This window comes from Streptomyces odontotermitis, assembly GCF_050510915.1.
In the GTDB taxonomy this organism is placed as follows: Bacteria; Actinomycetota; Actinomycetes; order Streptomycetales; family Streptomycetaceae; genus Streptomyces.
In genome coordinates this window covers 64,328-87,827 of record NZ_JBNJLS010000001.1, presented here as the reverse complement: position 1 = coordinate 87,827, position 23,500 = coordinate 64,328, and the positions used below count along the sequence as shown (strand labels likewise).

Sequence of the window (23,500 nt, the reverse complement as noted above, 5' to 3'; positions counted from 1 at the left end):
GGTCAGTCCCCCCGCACGGTGAGGGTCAGCGGGGACACCCGGCGGGCCGGGTCCAGGCGGTTGACCAGGTGCAGCACGATCCCGGCGGAGCCCACCATGAGGCTGTTGGTGTGGGCGTACCGGCTGCGGGCGTCGGAGGTCTTGCGGACGAACACGTCGGGGCGCAGCCACCGCTCCTCGACCGCCGCGATCTCGGCGCGCAGGGCATCGCCGCCCTTCGCCCCGGAGACGCCGGAGACGCCGGAGTGGTCGGCGCGGTCGGCGCGGTCGGCCAGTTCGGTGAGGATGGCGTGGTTGCCCAGGTCCCCGTGGCACCAGGTGAGGTTGCGGCCGAAGCCGGATTCCAGGGTGTGGGCGACGGCCTGGTCCCGCAGCCGGGCCACCGTGTCGTCGCCGGTGACGGAGGCGTACGAGGACAGGGCCAGGGCGATGCCGGCCGCGCCGTGGCACCAGCCGGTCGAGAAGGTGCCCGGGGCCGTGACGCTGGAGTACCAGTTGCGCGCGTCGGGGTCGTAGAAGCCGTGCAGCCGGCCCGCGAGCGAGGCCAGGGTCTCCTCGGCCGCGTCCCGCCGGTCCGCGGGCAGCTGGGGCAGGGCCCGGCTCAGGGTGTGCACGATGCCGCTGACGCCGTGCGCGAAGCCGGACTGCGAGAGGACGGACGCGGCCGCCTCGCCGCCCGCGTGCGGGGCGTCCGCGCGCAGGAACTCCCCGAGCAGCGCGACCAGTTCGGGCACGGCGGCCGCGGCGTGCGGCCCGCCGATGGCCTGGACACAGCCGAGCACGCCCGCGACGCCGCCGATGACGTCCAACGGAACCCGGCCCGGCGGCTGGGCGCGGAGCTGGTCGAGGACGAGGGGCACCGCGTCCTGCGCGGCCCGGGTCCAGTCGGGCTCGTCGAGGATCCGGCCCGCCGCCGACAGGGCGAAGAGGATGCCCGCCATCCCCGTGTAACCCCCGTACCCGGCCTGGTGGATGCTGCGCGTCTCGTACCGGCGGCTCGCCAGGATGTCGGCGGTCGTCGAGAAGATCTGCGCGGCCAGCTCGCGGTAGGCGCCGTGGTCGAGGAGGCGTCCGGCCGCGGCGAGCGCCAGGGCCGGGCCGGTGCGGCCGGTGTACAGGTCGTAGCCGAGGACGCCGGGCGGCCAGGGGCGGCCCGCGTCGGCGGAGGCGAGCGGGCCGATCCAGGTCCGGGGCAGGTGCGCGAACTTGTCGGGCAGCGACGTCGCGAGCATCCGGTCGCACAGCTCGGTGACGAGGGAGAGCGGGGTGAGCGGCGTGTGCGCGCCGTCGCGCGGCGGACGGATGCCGGACGGAGAGGCAGGCGCGGGTGCCGGGCCCGCGTCGGCGAGGAGGTGGTTGTCGGGGAAGCGGGACGCGAACGCCGAGTGCAGCAGCCGGAGTTGCTCGCCGAGCTCGAACTCGCTCAGGCGCGCGGCCTTGTCGAGGGCGAGGTCAAGCGGCGACCGCGCGAAGTGCGCGCCGACCTCGGCGCCGGCGCCGTCGGTCAGGGCGGTGCCGGTGGCGGCGACGGTGAAGTACGGGACGTCGCGCCCGGCGAGCTGGCGCATCTCGGAGCGGACGAGCTGCCGGTCGGAGGTCTTGCTGGCGATCGCGATGCGCTTCAGGAGCGCCAGATACGGGGCGGGGGCGTCGAGGGCGCTCGGTCCCGCCGTCATCCGCAGCGTCTGCGCGTACAGGGCGGTGGGGTTGTGCACGTACCGGACGCGGAGGTCCCCGGCAACCCGGCGCAGCAGGTCCGTCCAGCTCTCCCGGTCCGCCATGACGGCACGGAAGACCCGCGAGAAGCCGTCGGCCATGTGCCGGCCGAGCTCGTACGTCTCGTCCTGGGAGAGGGAGCCCGCGACGGTCTGGCGGCGCTCGGCGGCCGCCGCCCGGAAGGCCAGGCCGACCTCGTCCGTGAACGGCCGGACGAACTGCAGCGACTTGAACGGCGAGGCGCCGCTGCCCTGGTCGCCGAGGAAGCCCAGGTCGACGTGGCCGGAGCCCGGGTCCTTGCCGGCCATGACGAGGGGCAGGATGCCGATGCCGTAGATCGACTGCCCGATCGTCGCGTACGCGTTGCCGGGGGCCTCCGGGGTCGGACCGGTGTGGATCCGCTCCGGGTGCAGGATCGTCTCCAGGTCGATCGGGAGCGGGCCGCGGCGGGTGGGCAGGATGTTCTCGAAGTGCATGTCCCGCGCGTTGAGCAGATACAGCACGGCGGCGAGCTCACCGCTGGCGCGCATGAACGACGCCGACCGGTCGGAGACGTCCTCTGCCTCGATGAACTCCACGTACCCGTAGCCCTCGCGCCGCAGCACCGCCGCACTGACGAGCCCGGTCCCCAGACGGGAGTTGAGCTCCTCGGCGAGCGTCACGTAGCCGGACTCGCAGGACACGTCGCGGGGTTTGTACACGAGGCGCCTGCCGGACGCGAAGACCAGGACGGACACGCTGCGGCCGTGGTGGTGCGTGTCCCCCTCGGAGCGGCCGAGGGAGACCAGCCGGTCGCGGGCGTCGATGCCGAACTCGGCGGCGATCGCCGGGCGGTCGGCCACCAGGCGGGCGCACAGCTCCCGGGCGGCCGCGGCCTCGTTGCGCAGCACGATGCGGGTGACGTCCCGCAGGACCGGGAAGGACAGGCCGCTGAACGTCTCGAAGGACGTGCGGCAGGCGCCGTCGACGAAGGAGGCGTAGCGCTCCTCGGGGGTGGCGCCCGCCAGGAGGCCGTTCTCGCGCGCGTGGTTGACCGCGGCGACCAGCGGGCGGGTGTACACGTCCCGCAGCCGGGTCTCGGCGCGGCCGAGCAGCTGGAGCAGGGCGTCCTGCGGGTCGGCGAGGAGGCCGTCGAAGCCGTCGAGCGGGCGCGTATCCGCGAGGGTGGCGGCGACACCGCGGATGACGCGCTGGAACGGGTAGTCCTCGGGTGCGCCGAGCCACGCGCCGAGCCGGGCGGCGGCCGGGTCGTCGAGGACGGCCAGCGTCTCCGCGTCGAATTCCTTGAGGGGCGTGATGGTCTCTTCGACCTCGGCACTGTCGAACTCGGGGTAGTACTGAAGGGGAGTTGTCACGTTCTTGCTGCTCCGTAGTGCGCGAAGTCGAGAATCGAGAGTCGAGGGCCGGGACGGCGAGAGGCGGAACGGGAACCGGTGGTGCTGCTCCCGTTCCGCCTCCGCCGTGCTATCCGCCTATCCCGAAGGACGAAGCGGGCTTCAGCACTTGCTGCTGCACTTGGTGGTCGGGCACAGCGCCGCGCTGGCCAGGGTGACCGTGGCGATGCACCACGGGCCGGTGCCGCCGTGCGTGTCGGCCTCGCTCAGCTCGATGAGCTCGGCCTCGTCGTAGCCGCCCAGCACGTCGTTCTTCTTGTCCTGCATGAGGTGCTCCTTGTTCGGGTTCCGCTGTCGGCGTGCTGCCGGAATCAGTTGCAGTTGGGCTGGCATTCCTTGGTGAGCGTGCACCAACCGCCGTTGTTGCCCAGCTTGTTGGACAGCGAGAAGGTGTTCGTGGTGCAAGCGCCGTAGGCGATGCCGTCGAAGTCCTGCTCCTGGATCTCTTCCAGCAGCTCGATGTCGCCCTTGTACACAAGGTCTCCTTAGGTTCGAATCCAAAAGCCGCCGGCTCATCTGCACGTCGGCGACCCGGGATTCATCCTGGGCGACACATGTTCAGGCGGGATATCGGGAGCGAGCAGGCGGCGCACAGCTCGCGCATAGGCGCGGCATGCGGGGTTGACGCGGCGTGACGCCCGGGGGCGGTGGCTCGTTGCAGATGTCCGCCCGACTCGTCCCGTGGGCAGGCGCACCCGAGTCACTCCGCAACTCGGGTGACTTCAGGGAACATCCGTGCCGCCGGATTCGAATGGGGAAGCGGAAACCTCCCGTTGGAGTGAACTCACCACAGGTGCTCGCCCGTTCACTCTCAGTGCGTAAAGATTCCCCCGTCGATGTTGGTCGTCGGCACGGCGCCCCCGCCTGTCCCATGTCCCCCATGCGTACGCGAAGCGGGCCGGCCGCCGCTCGCCCGCGCCCGACTCCGTTTCTCCCGTGGGGGTCCCACCACCGTGAACAGCACCACCGTGAACAGCAGCACCGCCGTCCGTACGGCCGCCGCCGCCCTCGCCGCGACCGCGCTCCTGGCCACCGCCGCCACCGTCCCCGCCCAGGCGACCGGCGGCGACGGGCACGACGGAAAGGGCAAGGGCAGGGCGGGCGCCGTCGTCCTGCGCACCGGGCTCGACGTCTCCCTGCTCAACAAGACCCTGAACGTCCCGCTCACCCTCGCTCTGAACGAGGTCCACGCCCCCGCGAGCGCCCAGAAGACCGCGCTCACCGCCGAGTTGGCGGGCGTCGACCACGGCCGCCCCTTCAGCGTGCTCCGCGCCGACGTGGCCACCGCCCGCGCCACCGCCGAGAAGGGCAGGGCGGAGGGGTACAGCAACGTCGCGCACGCCAAGGTGCACGTGCCGGGCCTGCCGCTGCTCTCGCTCATCGAGGTCGACCAGGTCACCTCGAAGGCCGTGTGCGCGGCGGGCAGGCGGCCCGTCGCCGAGTCCAACCTGCTCGGCTCCGTCACCGTCCTCGGCAAGCGGGTCACGCTGTCGGCGGGTGGCACCACCCAGGTCAAGGTGCCGGGCGTCGGCGAGGTCCGCCTCGACCTGTCGAAGACGAGCACGACGTCCCGTACGGCCGCGGCCGCCGCGCTCGAACTCAAGGTGTCCGTCAACCCGTTGAAGCTCAACGTCGCCGAGGTCGAGGGCACCGTCACCCTGGCGGGCGCCACCTGCACGGCCCCGCCTGGGGCCGCGCCCGAGCCCGAGCCGGAGGACGAGGGTCCCAAGGCGCAGGGCAAGGCGGCCGAGCCCGTCGCCGCGCAGGCCGCCGAGCCCCGCGAGAACCTCGCGGAGACCGGCGGCGACTCCCGCACGCCCTACATCGCCGGGGGCGCCGCGCTCCTGCTCGTGACGGGCGGCGCAGCGGTGGCCGTCTCGCGCCGGGCGCGCAACCGGGCCTGAGGCTCAGCGGGGCGGGCCACCGGGGCCACCGGGGCCACCAGGGCCACCAGGGCGGCCGGGCAGGCCCTGGACGCCGAGCAGCGCACGCAGCTCCGCCAGGAACCGGTCGCTCGTCGACCGGTCCCGCACCGCGACCCGCAGCCACTCCTCCCCGAGTCCGGGGAACGTGTCGCCGCGCCGCACCGCGAACCCCCGCCCCCGCAGCTCCTCCCGGAGGCGGGCCGCGTGCGGAGCCCGTACGAGGACGAAGGGCGCCGCCGCGGGACCGGTCACCCGGACCCCCGCCGCGGCCAACTCGCCCAGACCCGCGACCAGATGGGCCCGGTCCGCGGCGATGCGGTGCGCCGCGTGGCCCGCCTCGGCGAGGGCACGCGGCGACACACACGTCTCGGCGGCCACCAGGGCGGGCGTGGAGACCGGCCACAGGGGCTGGGCCCGCGCCAGGTCCGCGACGGTCTCCGGGGCGGCGAGGACATAGCCGATCCGCAGGCCCGCGAGCCCCCACGTCTTGGTGAGGCTGCGCAGCACCACGAGGCCGGGCACGTCCGTGCGGCCCGCGAGCGCCTCGCGCTCGCCCGGCACCGCGTCCATGAACGCCTCGTCCACGACCAGCGTCCGCCCGGGGCGCGCCAGCCGGGTGATCGACTCGGCCGGGTGCAGGACCGACGTGGGGTTGGTCGGGTTGCCGATGACGACCAGGTCCGCGTCCTCGGGGACCGCGTCCGGGGACAGCCGGAAGCCGTCCCCGGGGGCGAGGAGCACCCGGCGCACCTCGTGCCCGGCGTCCCGCAGCGCCGCCTCCGGCTCCGTGAACTGCGGGTGCACCACCACGGGCGCGCGCACCTTCAGGGCGCGCGCGAGGAGGACGAACGCCTCCGCCGCGCCCGCCGTCAACAGGACGCGCTCCGGCGGGAGTTCGTGCCGGGCCGCCACCGCCGCACGCGCCGCGCGGCCGTCCGGGTAGGCGGCAAGGCCGTCGAGGGACGCCGCGATGCGCTCCTTCAGCCAGCCCGGCGGCGTGTCCGCGCGGACGTTCACCGCCAGGTCCGTGAGGCCACGGCGGGCACCGTCGCCGTCCCGCATCTCCGCGTCACCGTGGTGGCGCAGATCCACGGACGCGGCGGCCTGCGCGGGCCCGGCCGCCTCAGTGGGAGTGCGCATGGCTTCCGTGGCTGTGCCCGTGGTGGTGCCCGTGGTCCCCGTGGTGGTGGTGCCCGTCGTCGTCCGGGTGGAAGTGCGGCTGCTGGGGCAGGCCCACCTTGTCCTCGAAGCCCGGCAGCGCGATGCGGTACACGCACGAGTCGCAGTTCATCCGCAGATCGCCCTTGACCGCCTCCTCGTACCGCTCCATGACCAGGTCCAGGAGCTCCTCCTCCGGGCCGATCACATCGGCGGAGACCACCTCCACCTCGGGGTGCGCGGCCGCCCAGCCCTCCGTCTGCTGCCGCACCCGGTCCGGCAGGATCCCGGTGAACAGGAAGTAGGGGAGGACGACGACGCGGCGCGCGCCGAGCTTCACGCAGCGGTCCAGGCCCGCCGGCACGTCCGGCGCCGCGAGCGACACGAACGCCGTCTCCACGCCCGCGTAGCCGCGCCCCTCCCACAGCAGCCGCGCCGCCTTGTGCACCTCGGCGTTGGCGTCCGGGTCCGTCGAACCGCGCCCCACCAGCAGGACCGTGACGTCGGCGCGGTCCTCGGGCGTGCGCGCCGTGCCGCCCAGCGCCTCGTCGAGGCGCCGCTCCAGGACGTTCAGGAGCTTCGGGTGCGGGCCGAGCGGACGCCCGTAGGAGTACGAGATCCCGGGGTGGCGCTCCTTCTCGCGGGTCAGCGCCGCGGGGATGTCGCCCTTGGCGTGCCCGGCGGACACGAGCATCAGCGGGACCGCGGCGAAGCGCGTGACACCGCGCTCCACGAGCTCCGTGACGGCCTCACCGAGCGGCGGCGGCGACAGCTCGATGAAGCCGCCCGCGACGGGGATCTCGGGGCGGCGGCGGGCCAGTTCGGCCACGAAGTCCCGGAAGGCGGCGGCCCCCGCCTCGTCGCGGGTGCCGTGTCCGGCGATGAGCAGGGCGAATGGGGGCTCCCCTGCTCGAACGGAGCTGAGAGCTTGGGGAAGGGTGGTCACTGGGACTCCTTGGAGCGTGAGGTGTTCTTGTTCTCTGAAGCGGTCTCGGCCTGCCAGCGGTAGCCGCGCGGCGTCACCATGCGGCCGGCGACGGCACGCGTCGCCGTGTTGCCCACGGTCACGACGGTCATCATGTCGACGCTCGCCGGGTCGAGCCCGCCGAGCGTCGTGTGGCGCGCGGACTCGTCGGGCCGCGAGGCATTGCGTACGACCCCCACGGGCGTCGACGGCTCGCGGTGCTCCCCGAGGATCGCCAGGGCCTTCGGGAGCTGCCAGTCACGGCCCCGGCTGCGCGGGTTGTAGAAGGTCACGACGAGGTCGGCCGCCGCGGCCGCGCGCACCCGCCGCTCGATGACCTCCCACGGCGTGTGCAGGTCGGACAGGCTGATGGAGACGTGGTCGTGGCCGAGCGGCGCCCCGAGCACGGCCGCGGCGGCGAGCGCTGCGGTCACCCCCGGCACGCCCACCACGTCGATGTCGTCCCCGGCCTCGGCGAGCGCGGGCGACGCCATCGCGTACACGCCCGCGTCCCCCGACCCGATCAGCGCCACGGCCTGCCCGCGCTGCGCCTCGGCGACGGCGGTACGGGCCCGCTCCTCCTCGGCGCCGAGCCCCGACTCGATGATCCGCGTACCGGGCCTGAGCAGATCCCTGATCTGGTCCACGTACTGGTCCAGGCCCACCAGGACCGAGGCGCGGCGCAGCTCCTCGCGGGCGCGCGGCGTGAGCAGATCGCGCGCCCCGGGCCCGAGCCCGACGACCGCGAGCCGCCCCCGCGCCGGGCGCCGCACGACGGCACAGGTCGCCATCGCGGCCCGCCCCTCGGGCGCCGACTTCCGCTTCGGTACGAGGAGTTCACCCCCGCCCACCAGGGCGGCGGCCTCCGCGACGGAGGGCGTCCCGACGGCGGCGAGCGGCGCGTCGGAGGGGTGCGGGACGTCGACGGCGGCCAACTCCTCGGCGCCGTAGGTCCGGAGGGGAACTCCGAGCTCCTCGGCGGCGCCGACGATGCCGGGTTCCTCGGCCTTGGCGTCGACGGTCGCGAGGAATCCGACGGACTTCTCCGAGAGTCCGGCGTCACGCAGCGACTCCCGCACGAGCCCGAGGACTTCCCCGACGGGGGCACCCTTGCTGGCGCCTACGCCGACGGTGAGGGAGGGGGGCCGGAGGACGACTTCGCGGGAGCCGATGTCCAGGACGCGGTCGCTGACCCGCACCCCGGGGGCCGCGTCCCCGCCCGCGCCCGGCGCGACATGGGCGGGAAGGGCAGGGAGAGGCCAGGCCAACTCGGCGTGCAGCGCGACGGGTTCCCCGTCCAGCAGGGCCCGGCTGACCCCGGCGACGTCCCCCTCGTACGGGATCCCCAACGTATCGAGACCCGGCAGCCCCACCGAGTCCGTGGCCGTCGTGATGACGGGCTGGGCCCCCAGTACGTGGGCGACTTCCTCAGCCAGGTCATTGCCGCCCCCGGCATGCCCACCCACAAGAGAGACCGCGAACCGCCCCGCCTCGTCGACGCAGACGACCCCGGGATCGGACCCCTTGTCCGACAGCAGCGGCGCGACCATCCGCACCACGGCCCCCGTCGCGAGGAACGCCACCACTTGCTCGCACTCCGCGAAGGCCCGCTCAAAGGCATCCCGCACGGGACCTTCGTACACCCGGGTCCGCCCGGGCCACGCCAGGGCGAGACGGTCGCGGGCGTCCCCGCCGGAAGCCGTCGCGGAGATCAGGCCGATCACTGAACTACCCCTTCACCGAAGGTATGTGTGGAAGAAGCCGTGGGGCGGACGCCCCACAGCAGGAACACCGGGTTGGTGCCCGCGAGCCGCGACACCTCGCCCGGCAGCGGCGCGAGCCGCGACGACTGCAGCAGCACGCCGTCGCAGGCGTAGCCCGCCGCGACGAGCGTGTCCCGCACCAACGGCACCCGGTCGAGCGCGGCCATCGCCACCACCACCGCGCGCCGGGCCCGCCGGGCGCTGCTCGTCACGATGGCGGGCAGCTCGCGCCCGCCGCCGCCGATGAAGACCGCGTCCGGGTCGGAGAAGTCGGACAGGACCGTGGGCGCGGCACCGTGCACGACGCGCACGTCGACGCCGTGCGCGGCCGCGTTGGCGCGGATCCGCTCACAGCCGGACGCGGTCTTCTCCACCGCGACGACGGCCGCACCGAACCGCGCGCACTCCACGGCGACCGAGCCGGAGCCCGAGCCGATGTCCCACACCAGGTCGCCCAGGCGCGGGCCGAGCCGGGCCAGGGCGAGCGCCCGCACCTCGAACTTGGTGATCATCGAGTCGCGGTGCGCGAACTCGCTCTCGTCCAGGGCCCATTGGGTGGGCCCAGGGCCCGCCCCCGCGAACGCCCGCACCGGCGCGAGGGCACGGTCCTCGTCGAGGCAGAGCACGACGCTGACGGCGGCGCCCCAGTCGCGGGCGGCGGCCTCGGCGGGGGAGACCCGTTCGATGCGCTCGTGCTCGGGGTCGCCGAGAGCGGTGGCGACGACGAGGGTGCGGGAGTCGGTGCGGCGTGCCAGTTCGGCGCCGAGCTCGGCGGGGCCGGCGCCGGGGCCGGTCAGGACGGCGACCTTCGGGTGGGCGCGGCAGGCGTGCAGGGCGGTGCGGACGTCCCGGCCGTGCGCGCTCACCACGACGGCGTCGTCCCACGGCAGGCCGACCCGGGCGAAGGCGGTGGCCACGGACGAGACACCGGGCCGCACATCGAGCGCCGCGGGCCCGAACCGCTCCGCGAGCGCCCGCACGATCCCGAAGAACCCGGGGTCCCCGGAGGCGAGGACGACGACACCGGCCGCGCTCGCCCGCGCGGCGGAGCCGGCCAGGAACGCAGCCGTCACGGAGTCCCGCTTCTCCAGGTGCCGCTCGATGGCGTCGAGCGCGGGCGCGAGCGGACCCATCACCACGCGCTCGGCGTCCGGCGGCACCTCGTCCGCGGCCGCGTCCAGATGGCGCCGGGCCCCGGCCACGAGCCCCGCCGCGCGCACGGCTTCGCGGGCCGCCGCGTCCAGCGGCGCCCCCGTCCCCGTACCGACGACAACGATCATGTGTTGCCCTCCGCGCGCTCGGCGCCCTCCGCGCGCTCGGCGCGCAGCGCGGCCCGCGCCGCCGGGTCGGCCCGCCGGAAGCCGTGGAAGTGCCCCGGGTGGTAGAGGTGCGAGCGAGTGCCGTGCGCGGCGAGCGCCGGGCCGACGAGGAACAGCGTGTGCTTCCACAGCCGGTGCTCCTTGACGGTCTCCTCCAGCGTCCCGATGGTGCAGGTGAGGACGAGCTCCTCGGGCCAGGTCGCCTGGTACGCGACGACGACCGGCGTCGACGTCGGATAGCCGCCCTCCAGGAGCTCCCGTACCAGCTGGCCGCTGCGCGCCGCCGACAGGAACAGCGCCATCGTCGTGCCGTGCCGGGCGAACTCGCGCACCTCCTCGCCGGGCGGCATCGGCGTCTTGCCGCCGCCGAGCCGGGTGAGGATCACGGACTGCGCGACCTCGGGGATCGTCAGCTCACGGCCCGCGATCGCGGCGACGGCCGAGAACGACGAGACGCCCGGCACGATCTCCGTGGCCACGCCGAGTGCCGCGCACCGGTCGAGCTGCTCCTGCGTGCCGCCCCACAGGGCGGGGTCGCCGGAGTGGATCCGCGCGACCTTCAGCCCGTCACGGGCGGCCCGCTCGTACACGGCGACGACGTCTTCGAGGGACATCGCCGCCGAGTCGAGGATCTCGGCGCCGTCCCGCGCGTGCTCAAGGACCTCGGCCTGCACCAGGCTGGCCGCCCAGATGACGACGTCGGCGTCCGCGATGGCCCGCGCGGCGCGGAAGGTGAGCAGGTCGGCGGCGCCGGGCCCGGCACCGACGAAGGTCACCTTGCCGGGGCTGGCGGCTGCGGCGGCATCGGCCATGGGATGGGGGTCCTCTCGGATCGTACGAAGTGAAGGGGTGCGGAAGGGGCGAGGCCGCCGACCGGGGTCAGCGACAGCACCCGGGGACGGGGGCGGGGACGGGGACGGAGACGGGGAACGAGACGGGTACGGGCACAGCCGCGGGGGCAGGGCTCGGGGCGGCGGCCGCGGGGACAGGGCCCGGGGCGGCGGCCACCACGGAGACAAGGCCCGGGGCGGCGGCCACGGAGACGGGGATCGCGGCGGCGGCCACGGACATGCGGCCCCCGGCCCGATCCGCTAGCAAAGGACCATGGCCGTGCTCGTCGCCCTGGGCTCTTTCGTGATGACGCTGGTCGGCGGCTGGACCGCGCAGCACGTCGCCGACCGGCGCCACTTGGTGCTCGGTTTCGCCGGCGGCCTGATGCTCGGCGTCGTCGGCTTCGACCTGCTCCCGGAGGCCCTGGAGGGCGCGGGGCAGGACGTGTACGGGGTCCCGGCGGCGCTGCTCCTGTTCGTCGCGGGCTTCCTCGTCGCGCACGTCGTCGAGCGCCTGATGGCCATGCGGCAGGCGGCGCACGGCGCGCACGACGACCCCGAGCCGGTGCCCGAGGTGGGCCTCGGGGCGGCGGCCGCGATGGTCGGGCACAGCGTCGCGGACGGCGTCGCGATCGGCGCCTCGTTCCAGGTGAACAACGCGATGGGCTACACCGTCGCACTCGCGGTCATCACCCATGACTTCGCGGACGGCTTCAACACGTACACGCTCACGCGCGCCTACGGGAACGCCCGCCGCAAGGCCCTCGCGATGCTCGGCGCGGACGCCCTCGCGCCGGTGGTGGGCGCCGCGTCGACGCTCCTCTTCACCATTCCGGCGCAAGCGCTCGCCTGCTATCTCGGCTTCTTCGGCGGCGTCCTGCTCTACATCGCGGCCGCCGAGATCCTGCCCGAGGCCAGCCACGAGCACCCGGCCAGGACGACGCTGCTGTGCACCGTGGCCGGCGCGGCGCTGATGTGGCTGGTGATCGGCACGGCGGCGGAGTGACGCGGTGCCCCGCGGGGAGCTCATGCTGTTCGGCCCCTCACAGCTTCCCGCCGCGGCCACCGTCGCGGCGTGCGGGCGAGATGAGCGTGGAGAGATACGGCAGCGGGCCGTCGCCCAGCTCCCCGGCGGGCCGGATCGACTCCTCGGCGAGCCCGAGCGCCGACCCCCACACGGCGTCCCCGGTCCGCCCCGTCTCCCGCAGCGCGGCCGCCACTTCGTGCGCGAGCCGCCCGAACTTGTACGCCACCACGGTGCCGGGCCCGTGCAGCGCCTCCTTCAGTACGGCGGCCCCCGCGGTCACGGGCACGAGCGTCAACGGCTCGGTCCCCTCCGTCAGGACGGCTCCGCTGCGCGCGGCGAGGTCCTGCATGGCGGTGATCCCGGGAACGGTCGCGATCCGCACACCGGCGACCAGTTCGCCGATGGTCTGCGCGAGATACGTGAACGTCGAGTAGACATTGGGGTCCCCGATGGTCGCGAAGGCCACGCTGCCGTGCTCCCGCAGCAGCCCGGCGACGCGCTCCCCGGCGGCGTCCCAGGCGGCCTCGCGCCGCGCCCGGTCGCTGCGCTCGTTGAGCGCGAACACGACCCGTACGACCTTGTCCTCCGGCACGTAATGCAGCACGGTGGCCTCGGCCCGCCCCCGCTCCCCGCTGTCCATCACGGGCACGACGACGACGGCGGCGTCCCGCAGCGCGTTGACGCCCTTGACGGTCACCAGCTCCGGGTCACCGGGCCCGACTCCGACGCCGACGAGTGTGTATCCGTCGCTGCTCATGGGGTGCACCTCTCTACGAACCGACGGGCGAACCGGGGCTCGGCCGCCCAGTGGGTGTGCAGATAACTGGCGTGCACTCCCTGTTGTACGAAACCTTCGACGCGCCGTTCAGGGGCGGTGAACCCCCAGGCGGGAGCCGCCCCGGCGCCCGGCTCGACGACGGTGCGATGAAACTCGTGCCCCCGCATCCGCGTGCCGGCGACGCCGAGAACACTGTCGGACACGGCAACGGCTTCCCGATACCCCAGCGTGAGCCGCTCCGACATCCGCGCCGACGCGTCCAGCACCCCGCACATGGGCTTCCCGTCCAACTCCCGCCCCAGATACAGCAACCCGGCACACTCGGCAGCGACAGGCGCCCCGCTCCGGGCAAGCTCGGCCACGGCTTTCCGCAGCGGCTCATTGGCGGAGAGCTCAGGCGCATACACCTCGGGAAACCCCCCGCCGATCACCAATCCCCGGGTGCCGTCGGGCAGTTGCTCATCGTGCAGCGGATCAAAGGGGACGACGTCGGCACCGGCGGCGGAGAGCAGCTCGGAGTGCTCGGCGTAGGCAAAGCTGAAGGCGGATCCGCTGGCAAGGGCAACAACGGGCCTTTCAGCCCGTCCGGCGTTTGAGGACGAGGCGCGTTCAGCGCCGACAGGGGGGTCTAGGGGCGCAGCCCCAGAGGGCCGCCCCAGGGCGACGGAGTCGCGATTTCGGGAAGGGGCGGGACTGGGGAAAGAAGCGCCGGAGGCAACAGCCGCCCCCGCATCCCAAGCCGCACCCTCCAACACAGGCGCACTCCGGGCAAGCGCCAGCAACCCCTCCAGGTCACACCCACCCCGCACCTGCTCGGCAAGAGCCCGCACGGACTCGACGGCCTCACCCCGCCGCTCCACCACGGGCACGAGCCCCAAGTGCCGCGAAGGCGCCCGCACTTGCCGCACCCGGGCCAGCGCCCCCAACACGGGCACCCCGCTCTCGTCGAGCGCCTCCCGCAGCAACTCCTCGTGCCGCGCGGACCCCACCTTGTTCAAGATGACGCCCCCCACCCGCACTTCGGGATCCCACGAGGCGAACCCGTGCACCAGCGCGGCGACGGACCGCGACTGCGACGACGCATCGACCACGAGAACGACAGGCGCCCGCAGCAGCTTCGCCACGTGCGCGGTGGAGGCGAGCTCCCCCTGCCCCGAGGCCCCGTCATAGAGCCCCATCACACCTTCCACGACCGCGAGGTCACACCCCGCCGCCCCATGCGCGAACAGCGGCTCCACCAGCTCCGCCCCGCACAGATAGGCATCGAGGTTCCGCCCCACCCGCCCACACGCGAGCGCGTGGTACCCGGGGTCGATGTAGTCGGGCCCCACCTTGTGCGGGGACACGGAGAGCCCCCGCTCGGCGAACGCGGCCATGAGCCCCGTCGCGACGGTGGTCTTCCCGCTGCCCGAGGCCGGCGCGGCGATGACAAGCCGAGGAACGTTCACCACTCGATGCCCCGCTGCCCCTTCTGCCCCGCGTCCATCGGGTGCTTGACCTTGGACATATCGGTGACGAGATCGGCGAACTCGACCAGCTTCTCGGGGGCGTTGCGCCCGGTGATCACCACATGCTGCGTCCCCGGCCGCTCCCGCAGCACGGACACGACCTCCTCGACGTCGACCCATCCCCAGTGCATCGGGTAGGCGAACTCATCGAGCACGTACAGCCGGTAGGTCTCCGCGGCGAGGTCCCGCTTGACCTGCTCCCACCCCTCGCGCGCCTTCTCCTCGTTGTCCATCTGGGAGTCGCGCTGCACCCACGACCAGCCCTCACCCATCTTGTGCCAGTCGACGGAGCCCCCTTCGCCACTGGCTCCGAGGACCCGCAGCGCGTTCTCTTCCCCCACCTTCCACTTCGCCGACTTGACGAACTGGAACACCCCGATGGGCCACCCCTGGTTCCAGGCCCGCAGGGCCAGCCCGAAGGCGGCCGTCGACTTGCCCTTGCCGATGCCCGTGTGCACGACGACCAGCGGACGGTTCCGGCGCTGACGTGTCGTCAGTCCGTCGTCCGGTACGACGCTCGGCTGTCCCTGAGGCATTAAGCGGCCCTCCTGCTTCCGTTCCCGCCACCCTGCTGCACATCCCGTACGAGCCCGGCGATGGAATCGGCCCGCAGCTCGTCCAACGTCACGGCGGTACCGCCGAGTCGACCCGCCAGCTGCCCCGCGAGCCCGAGCCGCACGGGCCCCGACTCGCAGTCGACGACCACGGAGGCGACCCCTTCGGCGGCGAGCAGCCCCGCCGCGCGCCCGGCGAGCGCCACCGGCTCCGGACCGCCCGTGGCCCGCCCGTCGGTCACCGTCACGACCAGCGGCCGCCGCGCGGGATCCCGCAGCCGCTCCACCCGCAGCACCTCGTGCGCCTTCAACAGCCCGGCGGCCAGCGGCGTCCGCCCGCCCGTGGGCAGCGACTCCAGCCGCACGGCGGCGGCGTCCACGGACGAGGTGGGCGGCAGCGCGACATCGGCCGACGACCCCCGGAACGTCACGAGCCCCACCTTGTCCCGCCGCTGATAGGCGTCGAGCAGCAGCGAGAGCACCGCCCCCTTGACGGCGCTCATCCGCTGCCGCGCCGCCATCGACCCGGAGGCGTCCACGACGAACAGCACGAGGTTCCCCTCGCGCCCCTCCCGGGCCGCCTGCCGCAGATCGTCACGGCGTACGACGAGCCCGCGCCCCGACCGCCCGCGCGCCCGCTGGTGCGGCGCCGCGGCCTGCACGGTGGCGGCCAGGTGCAGCTTCGTCAGGGCGCCCCGGGGCCGCCGGGCCCCGGTCGTGCGCCCGTGCTCGGTGCGCGCCCGCGACCGCCGCCCGGCCGCGCCCTCACCGAGCCCCGGCACGCTCAGCACCTTCGTGCGGAACGGCTCACCGGCGCGCACGGCCTGCTGCTCACCGCCTCCGCCGGCACCGGCGGGGGAGCGGTCCCGGTCGTCGCCGCGCTCCTGCGCCGGTACGTCACCGCTCTCGGGCGGAGAGGCCCCGTCCTGCGGCCCGTCGTCCGGCCCGTCCTGCGGCGGTCGCCCGCCCCCTCCACCGGGCCCGTCCGGATCCGGGTCGTCGTCGCCGCTCTCGTCCTGGCCCGCGGACTGCTCGAGCGTCTCGTCGAGCTTGTCCTCGTCAAGTCCGGGCGCGTCGAAGGGATTGCGCCGCCGCCGGTGCGGAAGGGCGAGCAGCGCGGCCTGCCGGACGTCCTCGGCGAGCACGTCCTCGCGCCCCGCCCACGCGGCGAGGGCGGTCGCGGTGCGCGCCATCACGATGTCGGCGCGCATCCCGTCGACCTCGAACGCGGCACAGGTGGCCGCGATCTGCCGCAGCGCCCCGTCCCCGAGCCGTACCCGGGGCAGCAGCGCCCGCGCGGCGACGATGCGTCCCCGCACGGCGGCCTCCTCGTCCCGCCACCGGGCCCCGAAGCCCCCGGGGTCGTCGTCATAGGCGAGCCGCCGCCTGACGACCTCCACGCGCTGATCGGTCTCGCGCGAGGCGGCGACCTCCACGGTGAGCCCGAAGCGGTCGAGCAACTGCGGCCGCAGTTCGCCCTCTTCGGGGTTCATGGTCCCCACGAGCAGGAACCGCGCGGCATGCCGTACGGAGACGCCCTCGCGCTCGACGTAGGAGGCACCCATGGCGGCGGCGTCGAGGAGGAGGTCGACGAGGTGGTCGTGGAGCAGGTTGACCTCGTCGACGTAGAGGATCCCGCGATGGGCATCGGCGAGCAGCCCCGGCTCGAACGCCTTGACCCCTTCGGCGAGCGCCCGCTCGATGTCGAGCGCCCCCACGAGCCGGTCCTCGGAGGCGCCCACGGGCAACTCCACCATGCGCGAGGCCCGAGCGACCCCGGCGGCCACCTCGTGGGGCCCGTCCGGGCACTCGGGGTCGGGCGCCCCCGGGTCACACGAGAACCGGCAACCGGCGACGACATCGACATCGGGCAACAGCGCGGAAAGGGCCCGCACGGCGGTGGACTTGGCGGTGCCCTTCTCTCCTCGTACGAGAACGCCACCGACGGCGGGCGACACGGCATTGAGCAGCAAGGCAAGCCGCAGATCGTCCTGCCCGACGAGGGCGGTGAACGGATAGGGGGCACTCATGCGTGAACCTCCAGCATTTCAGCCCGTCCGGCGTTCGAGGACGAGCCGTTCAGGCGATACAGGGCGCCCGAGGGCCGCGGAGCGGCGATTCGGGAAGGGGCGGGGTGGGGGAGATTCACTCGTCTCCCTCCAATTCACCCTCAAGCTCCAGATAGGTGGCCCGAAGCCGCTCCAGTGTCGCGGGATCAGGCTCAGCCCAGAGCCCCCGCTCGGCCGCCTCCAGCAACCGCTCCGAAATCCCCCGCAGCGCCCAGGGGTTGGACTTCTCCATGAACTCCCGGTTCTCCGGGTCGAACACGTACTCCGCCGACAACTTCTCGTACATCCAGTCGTCGACGACGCCCGCCGTCGCGTCGTACCCGAAGAGATAGTCGACCGTGGCCGCCATCTCGAAGGCACCCTTGTACCCGTGCCTCCGCATCGCCGCCATCCACCGCGGATTGACGACCCGCGCACGGAACACGCGATGGGTCTCTTCCCCGAGCGTCCGCGTCTTGACCTGGTCGGGCACGGCGGAGTCACCCACGTACGCCTCGGGCGACGCCCCCGTCAGATGCCGCACCATGGCGACCATCCCGCCGTGGTACTGGAAGTAGTCGTCGGCGTCGACGAGATCGTGTTCCCTCGTGTCGACGTTCTTCGCGGCGACGGCGATCCGCCGGAACGCCGTCTCCATGTCCCCGCGCGCCGCGCGCCCGTCGAGCCCCCGCCCGTACGCGTAGCCGCCCCACACGGCGTACACCTCGGCGAGGTCGGCGTCCGAGCGCCAGTTCCGCGCGTCGATGAGCGGCAGCAGCCCCGCTCCGTACGCCCCCGGCTTGGACCCGAAGATGCGCGCCGTGGCCCGCCGCCGGTCCCCGTGCTCGGCGGCGTCCTCCTCCACGTGCGCCCGTACGAAATTGTCCTCGTCCGGCTCGTCCAGCGCGGCGACGGCCCGCACCGCGTCGTCGATCAGCCCGACCACGTGCGGGAAGGCGTCCCGGAAGAACCCGGAGATCCGCACCGTGACGTCGATCCTGGGCCGCCCCAACTCACTCACCGGCACGACCTCGAAGCCGGTGACCCGCCGCGACGCGTCGTCCCACACCGGACGGCACCCGAGCAGCGCGAGGATCTCCGCGATGTCGTCGCCCTGGGTCCGCATGGCCGACGTGCCCCACACGGTCAGGCCCACCGACTTCGGATAGTCCCCGGTGTCCGCCAGGTACCGCGCCACCAGCGAGTCGGCGAGCGACTGCCCGACCTCCCAACTCAGCCTGGAAGGGATGGCCTTGGGGTCGACGGAGTAGAAATTGCGCCCCGTGGGGAGCACGTTCACCAGGCCGCGCGTGGGCGACCCCGAAGGGCCCGCCGGGACGTAACCGCCGTTCAGGGCCCGCAGGATGTGCCCGATCTCGTCCGTCGTACGGGCGAGGCGCGGCACGACCTCCTCGCAGGCGAAGCCCAGCACGGCGACGGCGCCCGGGAGTTCGGTCCCGACGACCTCGCGCACCAGCTCGCGCGCGGCCGTGAGCTCCCAGCCGCGCTCCTCCATGCCCTCGGCGAGCCGGCGGCACAGCTGCTCCAGCAGGTCGATGACGTCGGCGGCCGTGCGGGCGGGCCCGTCGACCAGCGACGTGAGCGCGGCGGAGACGTCCTTCACGGGTGCGCCGGGCTCCCCGAGCAGCTCCTTCTCGCTGAGCCCGAAGTGCTCGGCCAGACAGGCCCGCAGGCCCGGCAGCGCGTTGGCGCGGCCGCCCCACACCTGGGAGGCGCGCAGCACGGCGAGGACGAGGTTGACGCGCGGTTCGCCGACCGGGCCGCCGCCGAGGATGTGCAGGCCGTCCCTGATCTGCACGTCCTTGATCTCGCACAGATAGCCGTCGATGTGCATGACGAACTCGTCGAAGTCGCCGTCGTCGGGCTGCTCGTCGACGTGCAGGTCGTGGTGGAGCTCGGCGGCCTTCACGAGCGTCCAGATCTGCGCGCGCACGGCCGGTGCCTTCGTCGGGTCGAGGTCGCTCACCAGGGCGTACTCGTCGAGGAGCTGTTCCAGCTTGGCGAGGTCCCCGTAGGTGTCGGCGCGGGCCATCGGCGGCACCAGGTGGTCCACGACGGTGGCGTGCCCGCGCCGCTTGGCCTGGGTGCCCTCGCCGGGGTCGTTGACGATGAACGGGTAGATCAGCGGCAGGTCGCCGAGGACGGCGTCCGGCGCGCACCCGCCGCTGAGCCCGAGCCCCTTGCCGGGCAGCCACTCCATCGTGCCGTGCTTGCCCATGTGCACGATCGCGTCGGCGCCGAACGTGTTGTCGAGCCAGCGGTAGGCCGCCATGTAGTGGTGCGAGGGCGGCATGTCCGGGTCGTGGTAGATCGCGATGGGGTTCTCGCCGAAGCCGCGCGGCGGCTGGATCATCACGACGACGTTCCCGAACTGCAGGGAGGCGAGCACGATGTCGTCGCCGTCGACGTACAGCGACCCCGGGGGCTCGCCCCACGCCTCCAGCATCCCGTCGCGCAGCTCCGGGTCGAGCGTGTCGAACCACGCCCGGTAGTCGGCGAGCGGCACGCGCGCGGGGGCGGCGGCCAGCTGCTCCTCGGTGAGCCACTCGACGTCGTGGCCACCGGCGTTGATGAGCCGGTGGATCAGCTCGTCACCGTTGTCGGGGTGCCCTTCCACCACATAACCGGCGTCGCGCAGGGCGTCGAGGACCCGTACGGCGGAGGCGGGCGTGTCGAGGCCGACGGCGTTGCCGACGCGCGAGTGCTTGGTCGGGTAGGCGGTGAAGACGAGCGCGAGCCGCTTGTCCCGGTTCTCCTTGTGCTTCAACTGCCCGTGGCGTACGGCGATTCCGGCGACGCGCGCGGCCCGCTCGGGGTCGGCGACGTACACGGGCACATCGTCGGGGCCCTGCTCCTTGAAGGAGAAGGGCACGGTGACGATCCGCCCGTCGAACTCGGGGATCGCGACCTGCATCGCGGCGTCCATGGGGGAGAGGGCGGCGTCCGACGCCTCCCACGCGGCCCGCGACGAGGTGAGGCAGAGCCCCTGCAGGACGGGGACGTCGAGATCCGCGAGGGCACCGATGTCCCAGGCTTCCTCGTCGCCGCCCGCGCTCGCCTCGGACGCGTGCGTGCCGCCCGCGGCCAGGACGGTGGCGACCAGCACGTCGGCCCGGCCGAGGATCTCGTACAGCTCCGGGTCGGCGCCGCGCAGCGAACCGCAGTACACCGGAAGGGCGTTGGCGCCGCGCGCCTCGACCGCGTCGCACAGGGTGTCCACGAAGGCGGTGTTCCCGGAGAGCTGGTGCGCCCGGTAGAAGAGCACGCCGACGGTGGGCCGCCCCTCCTCGTACGGGCGCGAGCCGTGCACCCCGAAGGCGGGCATGCGCTGCGGCTCCGAGAAGCCCTCGCCGGTCAGCAGGACGGTGTCGGACAGGAACCGGGCGAGCTCCACGAAGTTGTCGGGTCCGCCCTCGACCAAGTACCGCAGGGCCTCGGCGACCACGCCCGCGGGCACCGACGACTCGGCCATGAGCTCGGCGTCGGGCACGGCCTCGCCGCCCAGCAGCACGGTGGGGATCCCCGCCGACTTGAGCGCCGCGAGCCCGTCCTCCCAGGCCCGCTTGCCGCCGAGCAGCCGTACGACGGCCAGGTCGGCGCCGTCGATGAGCCCGGGCAGCTCCTCGCGCACGTCGACGCGCGTCGGGTTGGCGATCCGGTACGGGGCGCCGGACGCGCGGGCGGCCAGCAGGTCCGTGTCGGCGGTGGACAGAAGCAGGACGGTCATGAGGGAGCCCCCGGTGCGATGAAGGGGAGGCCGGCGGGTGCGCCGGTCTCGATGAGGCGCAGCAGCGCGTCGGTGTCCGCGTGTTCTTCGATGAGGTCGCCGAGCAGGTCGAGCTGCTCCTCGCGCAGCGCCCCGAAGCTGGTGTCGGGCGCGGGGACGAAGCGGCGCCCGGCGGCACGGGCGACCTCCGTCAGGAACCGCCGCCGGAACGCGTCGCTCTCCAGCGAGCCGTGCCAGTGGGTGCCCCAGGTCTCCCCGACCCGGCACCCGTCCAAGAAGGGCGCACCGCCGGTCACTCGGGCGACCCCGTGATGGATCTCGTACCCTTCGACGGCTTCGCCCAGCGCCTCCCCGACAGGCCGCGCAAGGGTCTTCTCCTTCTCGAACCGCACGCGTACGGGGAGCAGTCCGAGCCCTTCCACGGCCCCGGCCCGCGACTCGACGTCGTCCTCGATGTGCTCGCCGAGCACCTGGAAGCCGCCGCAGATCCCGAGCACCGGGCGCCCCTCGGCGGCGCGCCGGGCGAGCGCGTCGGCGAGCCCGCGCTCGCGCAGCCACCGCAGGGCCCGTACGGTGCCGCGCGTCCCCGGCACGATCACGAGGTCGGCGTCGACGAGCTCCTCGGCCCGGTCCACGAACCGCACGACGACACCGGGTTCGGCGGCAAGGGCGTCGACATCGGTGAAGTTGGACATCAGCGGCACGGCGCACACGGCGACGCGCAGCACGTCGTCCCCGACGGGCGGCGCCACGGCGGACTCCCGCACGGCGCCGCGCAGGGAGACCCGCAGCCCGTCCTCCTCGTCGATGCCGAGCCCGTGCCGGAAGGGCAGCACCCCGTAGGTGCGCCGCCCGGTGAGCCCGTGCAGCATGTCGAGCCCGGGTTCCAGCAGGCCGACGTCCCCGCGGAACTTGTTGACCAAGTACCCGGCGACCAGCTCCTGGTCCTCGGCGCTGAGCAGCGCGGTCGTCCCGAAGAACGAGGCGAAGACCCCGCCCCGGTCGATGTCCCCGACCACGAGCACGGGAAAGCGCGCGGCCCGGGCGATCCCCATGTTCACGATGTCGGTGCGCCGCAGATTGATCTCGGCGGGTGAGCCCGCCCCCTCACAGATCACGGCGTCATAGCTGCCCCGAAGTTCCTCCAGGCATCCCACGACGGTGTCGAGCAGCGCCCGCTGCCGCCCCCCGTGATAGCCGCGCGCACTCATCTCCCCCACGGGCTTCCCCATGAGAACGACCTGACTGCTCCGGTCACTCCCCGGCTTCAGCAGCACGGGATTCATCAGCGCACTCGGCTCGACCCGGGCGGCCTGCGCCTGCATGGCCTGCGCCCGCCCGATCTCGGCGCCTTCGCGCGTGACAAAGGAGTTGAGCGACATGTTCTGCGCCTTGAAGGGCGCGACGGCAACTCCCTTGCGGGCAAGCCACCGACAGATCCCGGCGGTGACGACACTCTTGCCGGCATCAGAGGTGGTCCCGGCGACGAGCAGTCCACCAGTCATGATCGAGCCCCTACTCTCTGTGGGCACAGGCGGTCGGAACGGCGCGCGGCGTCTGCGGCGACCGCGACACCAAGGGCAAGCCACGTAACCCGCCGAGACAGCCGCACAGCCCTCTCGATGTCCGCCACCGAGACCCGCCGCCCCGCAGGGTTGAGGACAGGCCGATGCTCAACCCGCCCCCCATAAGCCAGCGTTCCCCCGAGCCGCACCCCGAGAGCCCCGGCGAAGGCGGCCTCGACGGGCCCCGCGTTGGGGCTCGGATGAGCCCCCGCATCGGCCCGCCACGCCCGAACGGCCCGCGCGGGAGAGCCTCCCGAAAGAACAGCGAGCGCTGCGGTGAGCCGGGCACCGGGCCACCCGACCACGTCGTCAAGGCGGGCCGAAGCCCAGCCGAACCTCCGGTACTTGGGCGACTTGTGCCCCACCATCGCGTCCAGCGTGTTCACGGCCCGGAACCCCACGAGCCCCGGCACACCCCCCACCGCACCCCACACCAACGCCCCCACGACGGCGTCGGACGTGTTCTCGGCGACGGACTCCACCACGGCCCGGGCGATCCCGTCGGCGTCCAGGGACTGCGGATCCCGCCCGCACAGATGCGGCAGCCGCTCCCGCGCCACCTCCACGTCGCCGACGGCGAGCGCCCCACCGATGGCCCGCGCCTCGCGCGCGAGCGAGGTCCCGCCGACAACGGCCCACGTGGCGGCGGCGGTCAGGGCGACGGACCCGGCCCGGGACCGTCGTACGGCAGCGGCGGCGAGCGCACCGACGAGTGCGGCACCCCCCGCACACACCACGGCGTGCGCGGCGCCCCGCCCCCGGCGGTCACGCCACAGCACGCGCTCGACGGCCCCGGCCGCACGCCCGAACGCGGCGACCGGATGCCCGCGGCGGGGATCGCCGAGGATCAGGTCACCGAGGAGGCCGGCGGCGGCGCCGTACGCAAAGTCGCGCTCGGCACACATGGGTTCAGCCCGCCGATACGCGAAGTGGAGCTCTCACACTGAACAGAACCGGCAACGGGCAGCCGCGCATGGCGATGGGTCCTCACTCAGGGTGTCCGCGCCCTGGTTCGACGTGATCGGCGGTGAGAGTTCCTGGCTTCCGGGGACGGACGCTGTGGCCGTGCCCGGTGACAGTGGCGGGACCGCGCCGGATTCGCACCGGCTTCCTCTCCTGCCGCCGTAAGTGGCTCGGGCAGTCCACCATGGCCCGCGACGCCCGTCAACTCGCCTTTGACCTGCGAAGGGAGAGTGTTGCGAG

General features: G+C 73.7%; 17 protein-coding genes and 1 riboswitch. Of the genes, 2 read left to right on the top strand and 15 right to left on the bottom strand.

Annotated features, from left to right (window positions below; all coding sequences use genetic code 11):
• Positions 1-2 precede the first annotated feature (2 nt).
• From ACQB60_RS00420 to ACQB60_RS00410, 3 genes are all read right to left on the bottom strand, one after another.
• Positions 3-3,071: a type 2 lanthipeptide synthetase LanM family protein gene (locus ACQB60_RS00420; protein ID WP_496923762.1), complete on the bottom strand. Its 3,069-nt coding sequence runs from the start codon at positions 3,069-3,071 to the stop codon at positions 3-5.
• 141 nt (positions 3,072-3,212) lie between these two features.
• On the bottom strand, positions 3,213-3,377 hold the full coding sequence (locus ACQB60_RS00415) for a class II lanthipeptide, LchA2/BrtA2 family (RefSeq protein WP_384839851.1): 165 nt from the start codon (positions 3,375-3,377) through the stop codon (positions 3,213-3,215).
• 44 nt (positions 3,378-3,421) lie between these two features.
• Entirely contained in the window at positions 3,422-3,586 is a 165-nt protein-coding gene (locus ACQB60_RS00410) for a plantaricin C family lantibiotic (protein WP_384839848.1), read from the bottom strand.
• 477 nt (positions 3,587-4,063) lie between these two features.
• Here ACQB60_RS00410 and ACQB60_RS00405 point away from each other — a divergent pair, with 477 nt between their 5' ends.
• Positions 4,064-5,014 carry an SCO1860 family LAETG-anchored protein gene (locus ACQB60_RS00405; RefSeq protein ID WP_496923761.1) on the top strand — a complete coding sequence of 317 codons (951 nt, stop codon included), beginning with the start codon at positions 4,064-4,066 and terminating at the stop codon, positions 5,012-5,014.
• A 3-nt stretch (positions 5,015-5,017) separates the two neighbouring features.
• Here the strand turns inward: ACQB60_RS00405 and cobC are convergent, their stop codons facing one another.
• The 5 genes from cobC to cobM are packed head-to-tail and all read right to left on the bottom strand — an operon-like array spanning position 5,018 to position 11,051.
• Positions 5,018-6,175, bottom strand: coding sequence for an Rv2231c family histidinol phosphate aminotransferase CobC (gene cobC / locus ACQB60_RS00400; protein WP_496923760.1), 1,158 nt, complete (start codon positions 6,173-6,175; stop codon positions 5,018-5,020).
• Entirely contained in the window at positions 6,159-7,139 is a 981-nt protein-coding gene (locus ACQB60_RS00395; RefSeq protein WP_496923759.1) for a sirohydrochlorin chelatase, read from the bottom strand. Before ACQB60_RS00395 ends, cobC begins: the two co-directional genes overlap by 17 nt.
• A complete protein-coding gene (gene cobJ, locus ACQB60_RS00390; RefSeq protein WP_496923758.1) occupies positions 7,136-8,881 on the bottom strand; it encodes a precorrin-3B C(17)-methyltransferase in 1,746 nt (581 codons plus the stop codon). Before cobJ ends, ACQB60_RS00395 begins: the two co-directional genes overlap by 4 nt.
• Positions 8,878-10,200, bottom strand: a complete 1,323-nt coding sequence (gene cbiE, locus ACQB60_RS00385; RefSeq protein ID WP_496923757.1) for a precorrin-6y C5,15-methyltransferase (decarboxylating) subunit CbiE — start codon at positions 10,198-10,200, stop codon at positions 8,878-8,880. The genes cobJ and cbiE overlap by 4 nt, the downstream gene beginning before the upstream one ends.
• The gene (gene cobM / locus ACQB60_RS00380; RefSeq protein WP_496923756.1) at positions 10,197-11,051 is read right to left on the bottom strand and encodes a precorrin-4 C(11)-methyltransferase; all 855 of its coding nucleotides are present in this window, start codon (positions 11,049-11,051) and stop codon (positions 10,197-10,199) included. Before cobM ends, cbiE begins: the two co-directional genes overlap by 4 nt.
• A 292-nt stretch (positions 11,052-11,343) precedes the next feature.
• Between cobM and ACQB60_RS00375 the strand changes: the two genes are divergently transcribed.
• Positions 11,344-12,075 (top strand): ZIP family metal transporter, encoded by a 732-nt coding sequence (locus ACQB60_RS00375; RefSeq protein ID WP_496923755.1) that lies wholly within the window; start codon positions 11,344-11,346, stop codon positions 12,073-12,075.
• A gap of 37 nt (positions 12,076-12,112) precedes the next feature.
• Here the strand turns inward: ACQB60_RS00375 and cobI are convergent, their stop codons facing one another.
• The 7 genes from cobI to ACQB60_RS00340 all read right to left on the bottom strand — a co-directional run bounded on the left by cobI (position 12,113) and on the right by ACQB60_RS00340 (position 23,202).
• Positions 12,113-12,853 carry a precorrin-2 C(20)-methyltransferase gene (gene cobI / locus ACQB60_RS00370; RefSeq protein WP_496923754.1) on the bottom strand — a complete coding sequence of 247 codons (741 nt, stop codon included), beginning with the start codon at positions 12,851-12,853 and terminating at the stop codon, positions 12,113-12,115.
• Positions 12,850-14,325, bottom strand: a complete 1,476-nt coding sequence (locus ACQB60_RS00365; protein WP_496923753.1) for a cobyrinic acid a,c-diamide synthase CobB — start codon at positions 14,323-14,325, stop codon at positions 12,850-12,852. The genes cobI and ACQB60_RS00365 overlap by 4 nt, the downstream gene beginning before the upstream one ends.
• Positions 14,319-14,918 carry a cob(I)yrinic acid a,c-diamide adenosyltransferase gene (gene cobO, locus ACQB60_RS00360; RefSeq protein ID WP_384839817.1) on the bottom strand — a complete coding sequence of 200 codons (600 nt, stop codon included), beginning with the start codon at positions 14,916-14,918 and terminating at the stop codon, positions 14,319-14,321. Before cobO ends, ACQB60_RS00365 begins: the two co-directional genes overlap by 7 nt.
• Positions 14,918-16,966 carry a putative cobaltochelatase gene (locus ACQB60_RS00355; protein ID WP_496923752.1) on the bottom strand — a complete coding sequence of 683 codons (2,049 nt, stop codon included), beginning with the start codon at positions 16,964-16,966 and terminating at the stop codon, positions 14,918-14,920. The genes cobO and ACQB60_RS00355 overlap by 1 nt, the downstream gene beginning before the upstream one ends.
• A 115-nt stretch (positions 16,967-17,081) precedes the next feature.
• A complete protein-coding gene (gene cobN / locus ACQB60_RS00350) occupies positions 17,082-20,732 on the bottom strand; it encodes a cobaltochelatase subunit CobN (RefSeq protein ID WP_496923751.1) in 3,651 nt (1,216 codons plus the stop codon).
• A complete protein-coding gene (locus ACQB60_RS00345) occupies positions 20,729-22,237 on the bottom strand; it encodes a cobyric acid synthase (protein WP_496923750.1) in 1,509 nt (502 codons plus the stop codon). Before ACQB60_RS00345 ends, cobN begins: the two co-directional genes overlap by 4 nt.
• Positions 22,234-23,202, bottom strand: coding sequence for a cobalamin biosynthesis protein (locus tag ACQB60_RS00340; protein ID WP_496923749.1), 969 nt, complete (start codon positions 23,200-23,202; stop codon positions 22,234-22,236). Before ACQB60_RS00340 ends, ACQB60_RS00345 begins: the two co-directional genes overlap by 4 nt.
• Before the next feature lie 126 nt (positions 23,203-23,328).
• Positions 23,329-23,411, bottom strand: a riboswitch (cobalamin riboswitch).
• Between the last annotated feature and the right edge of the window lie 89 nt (positions 23,412-23,500).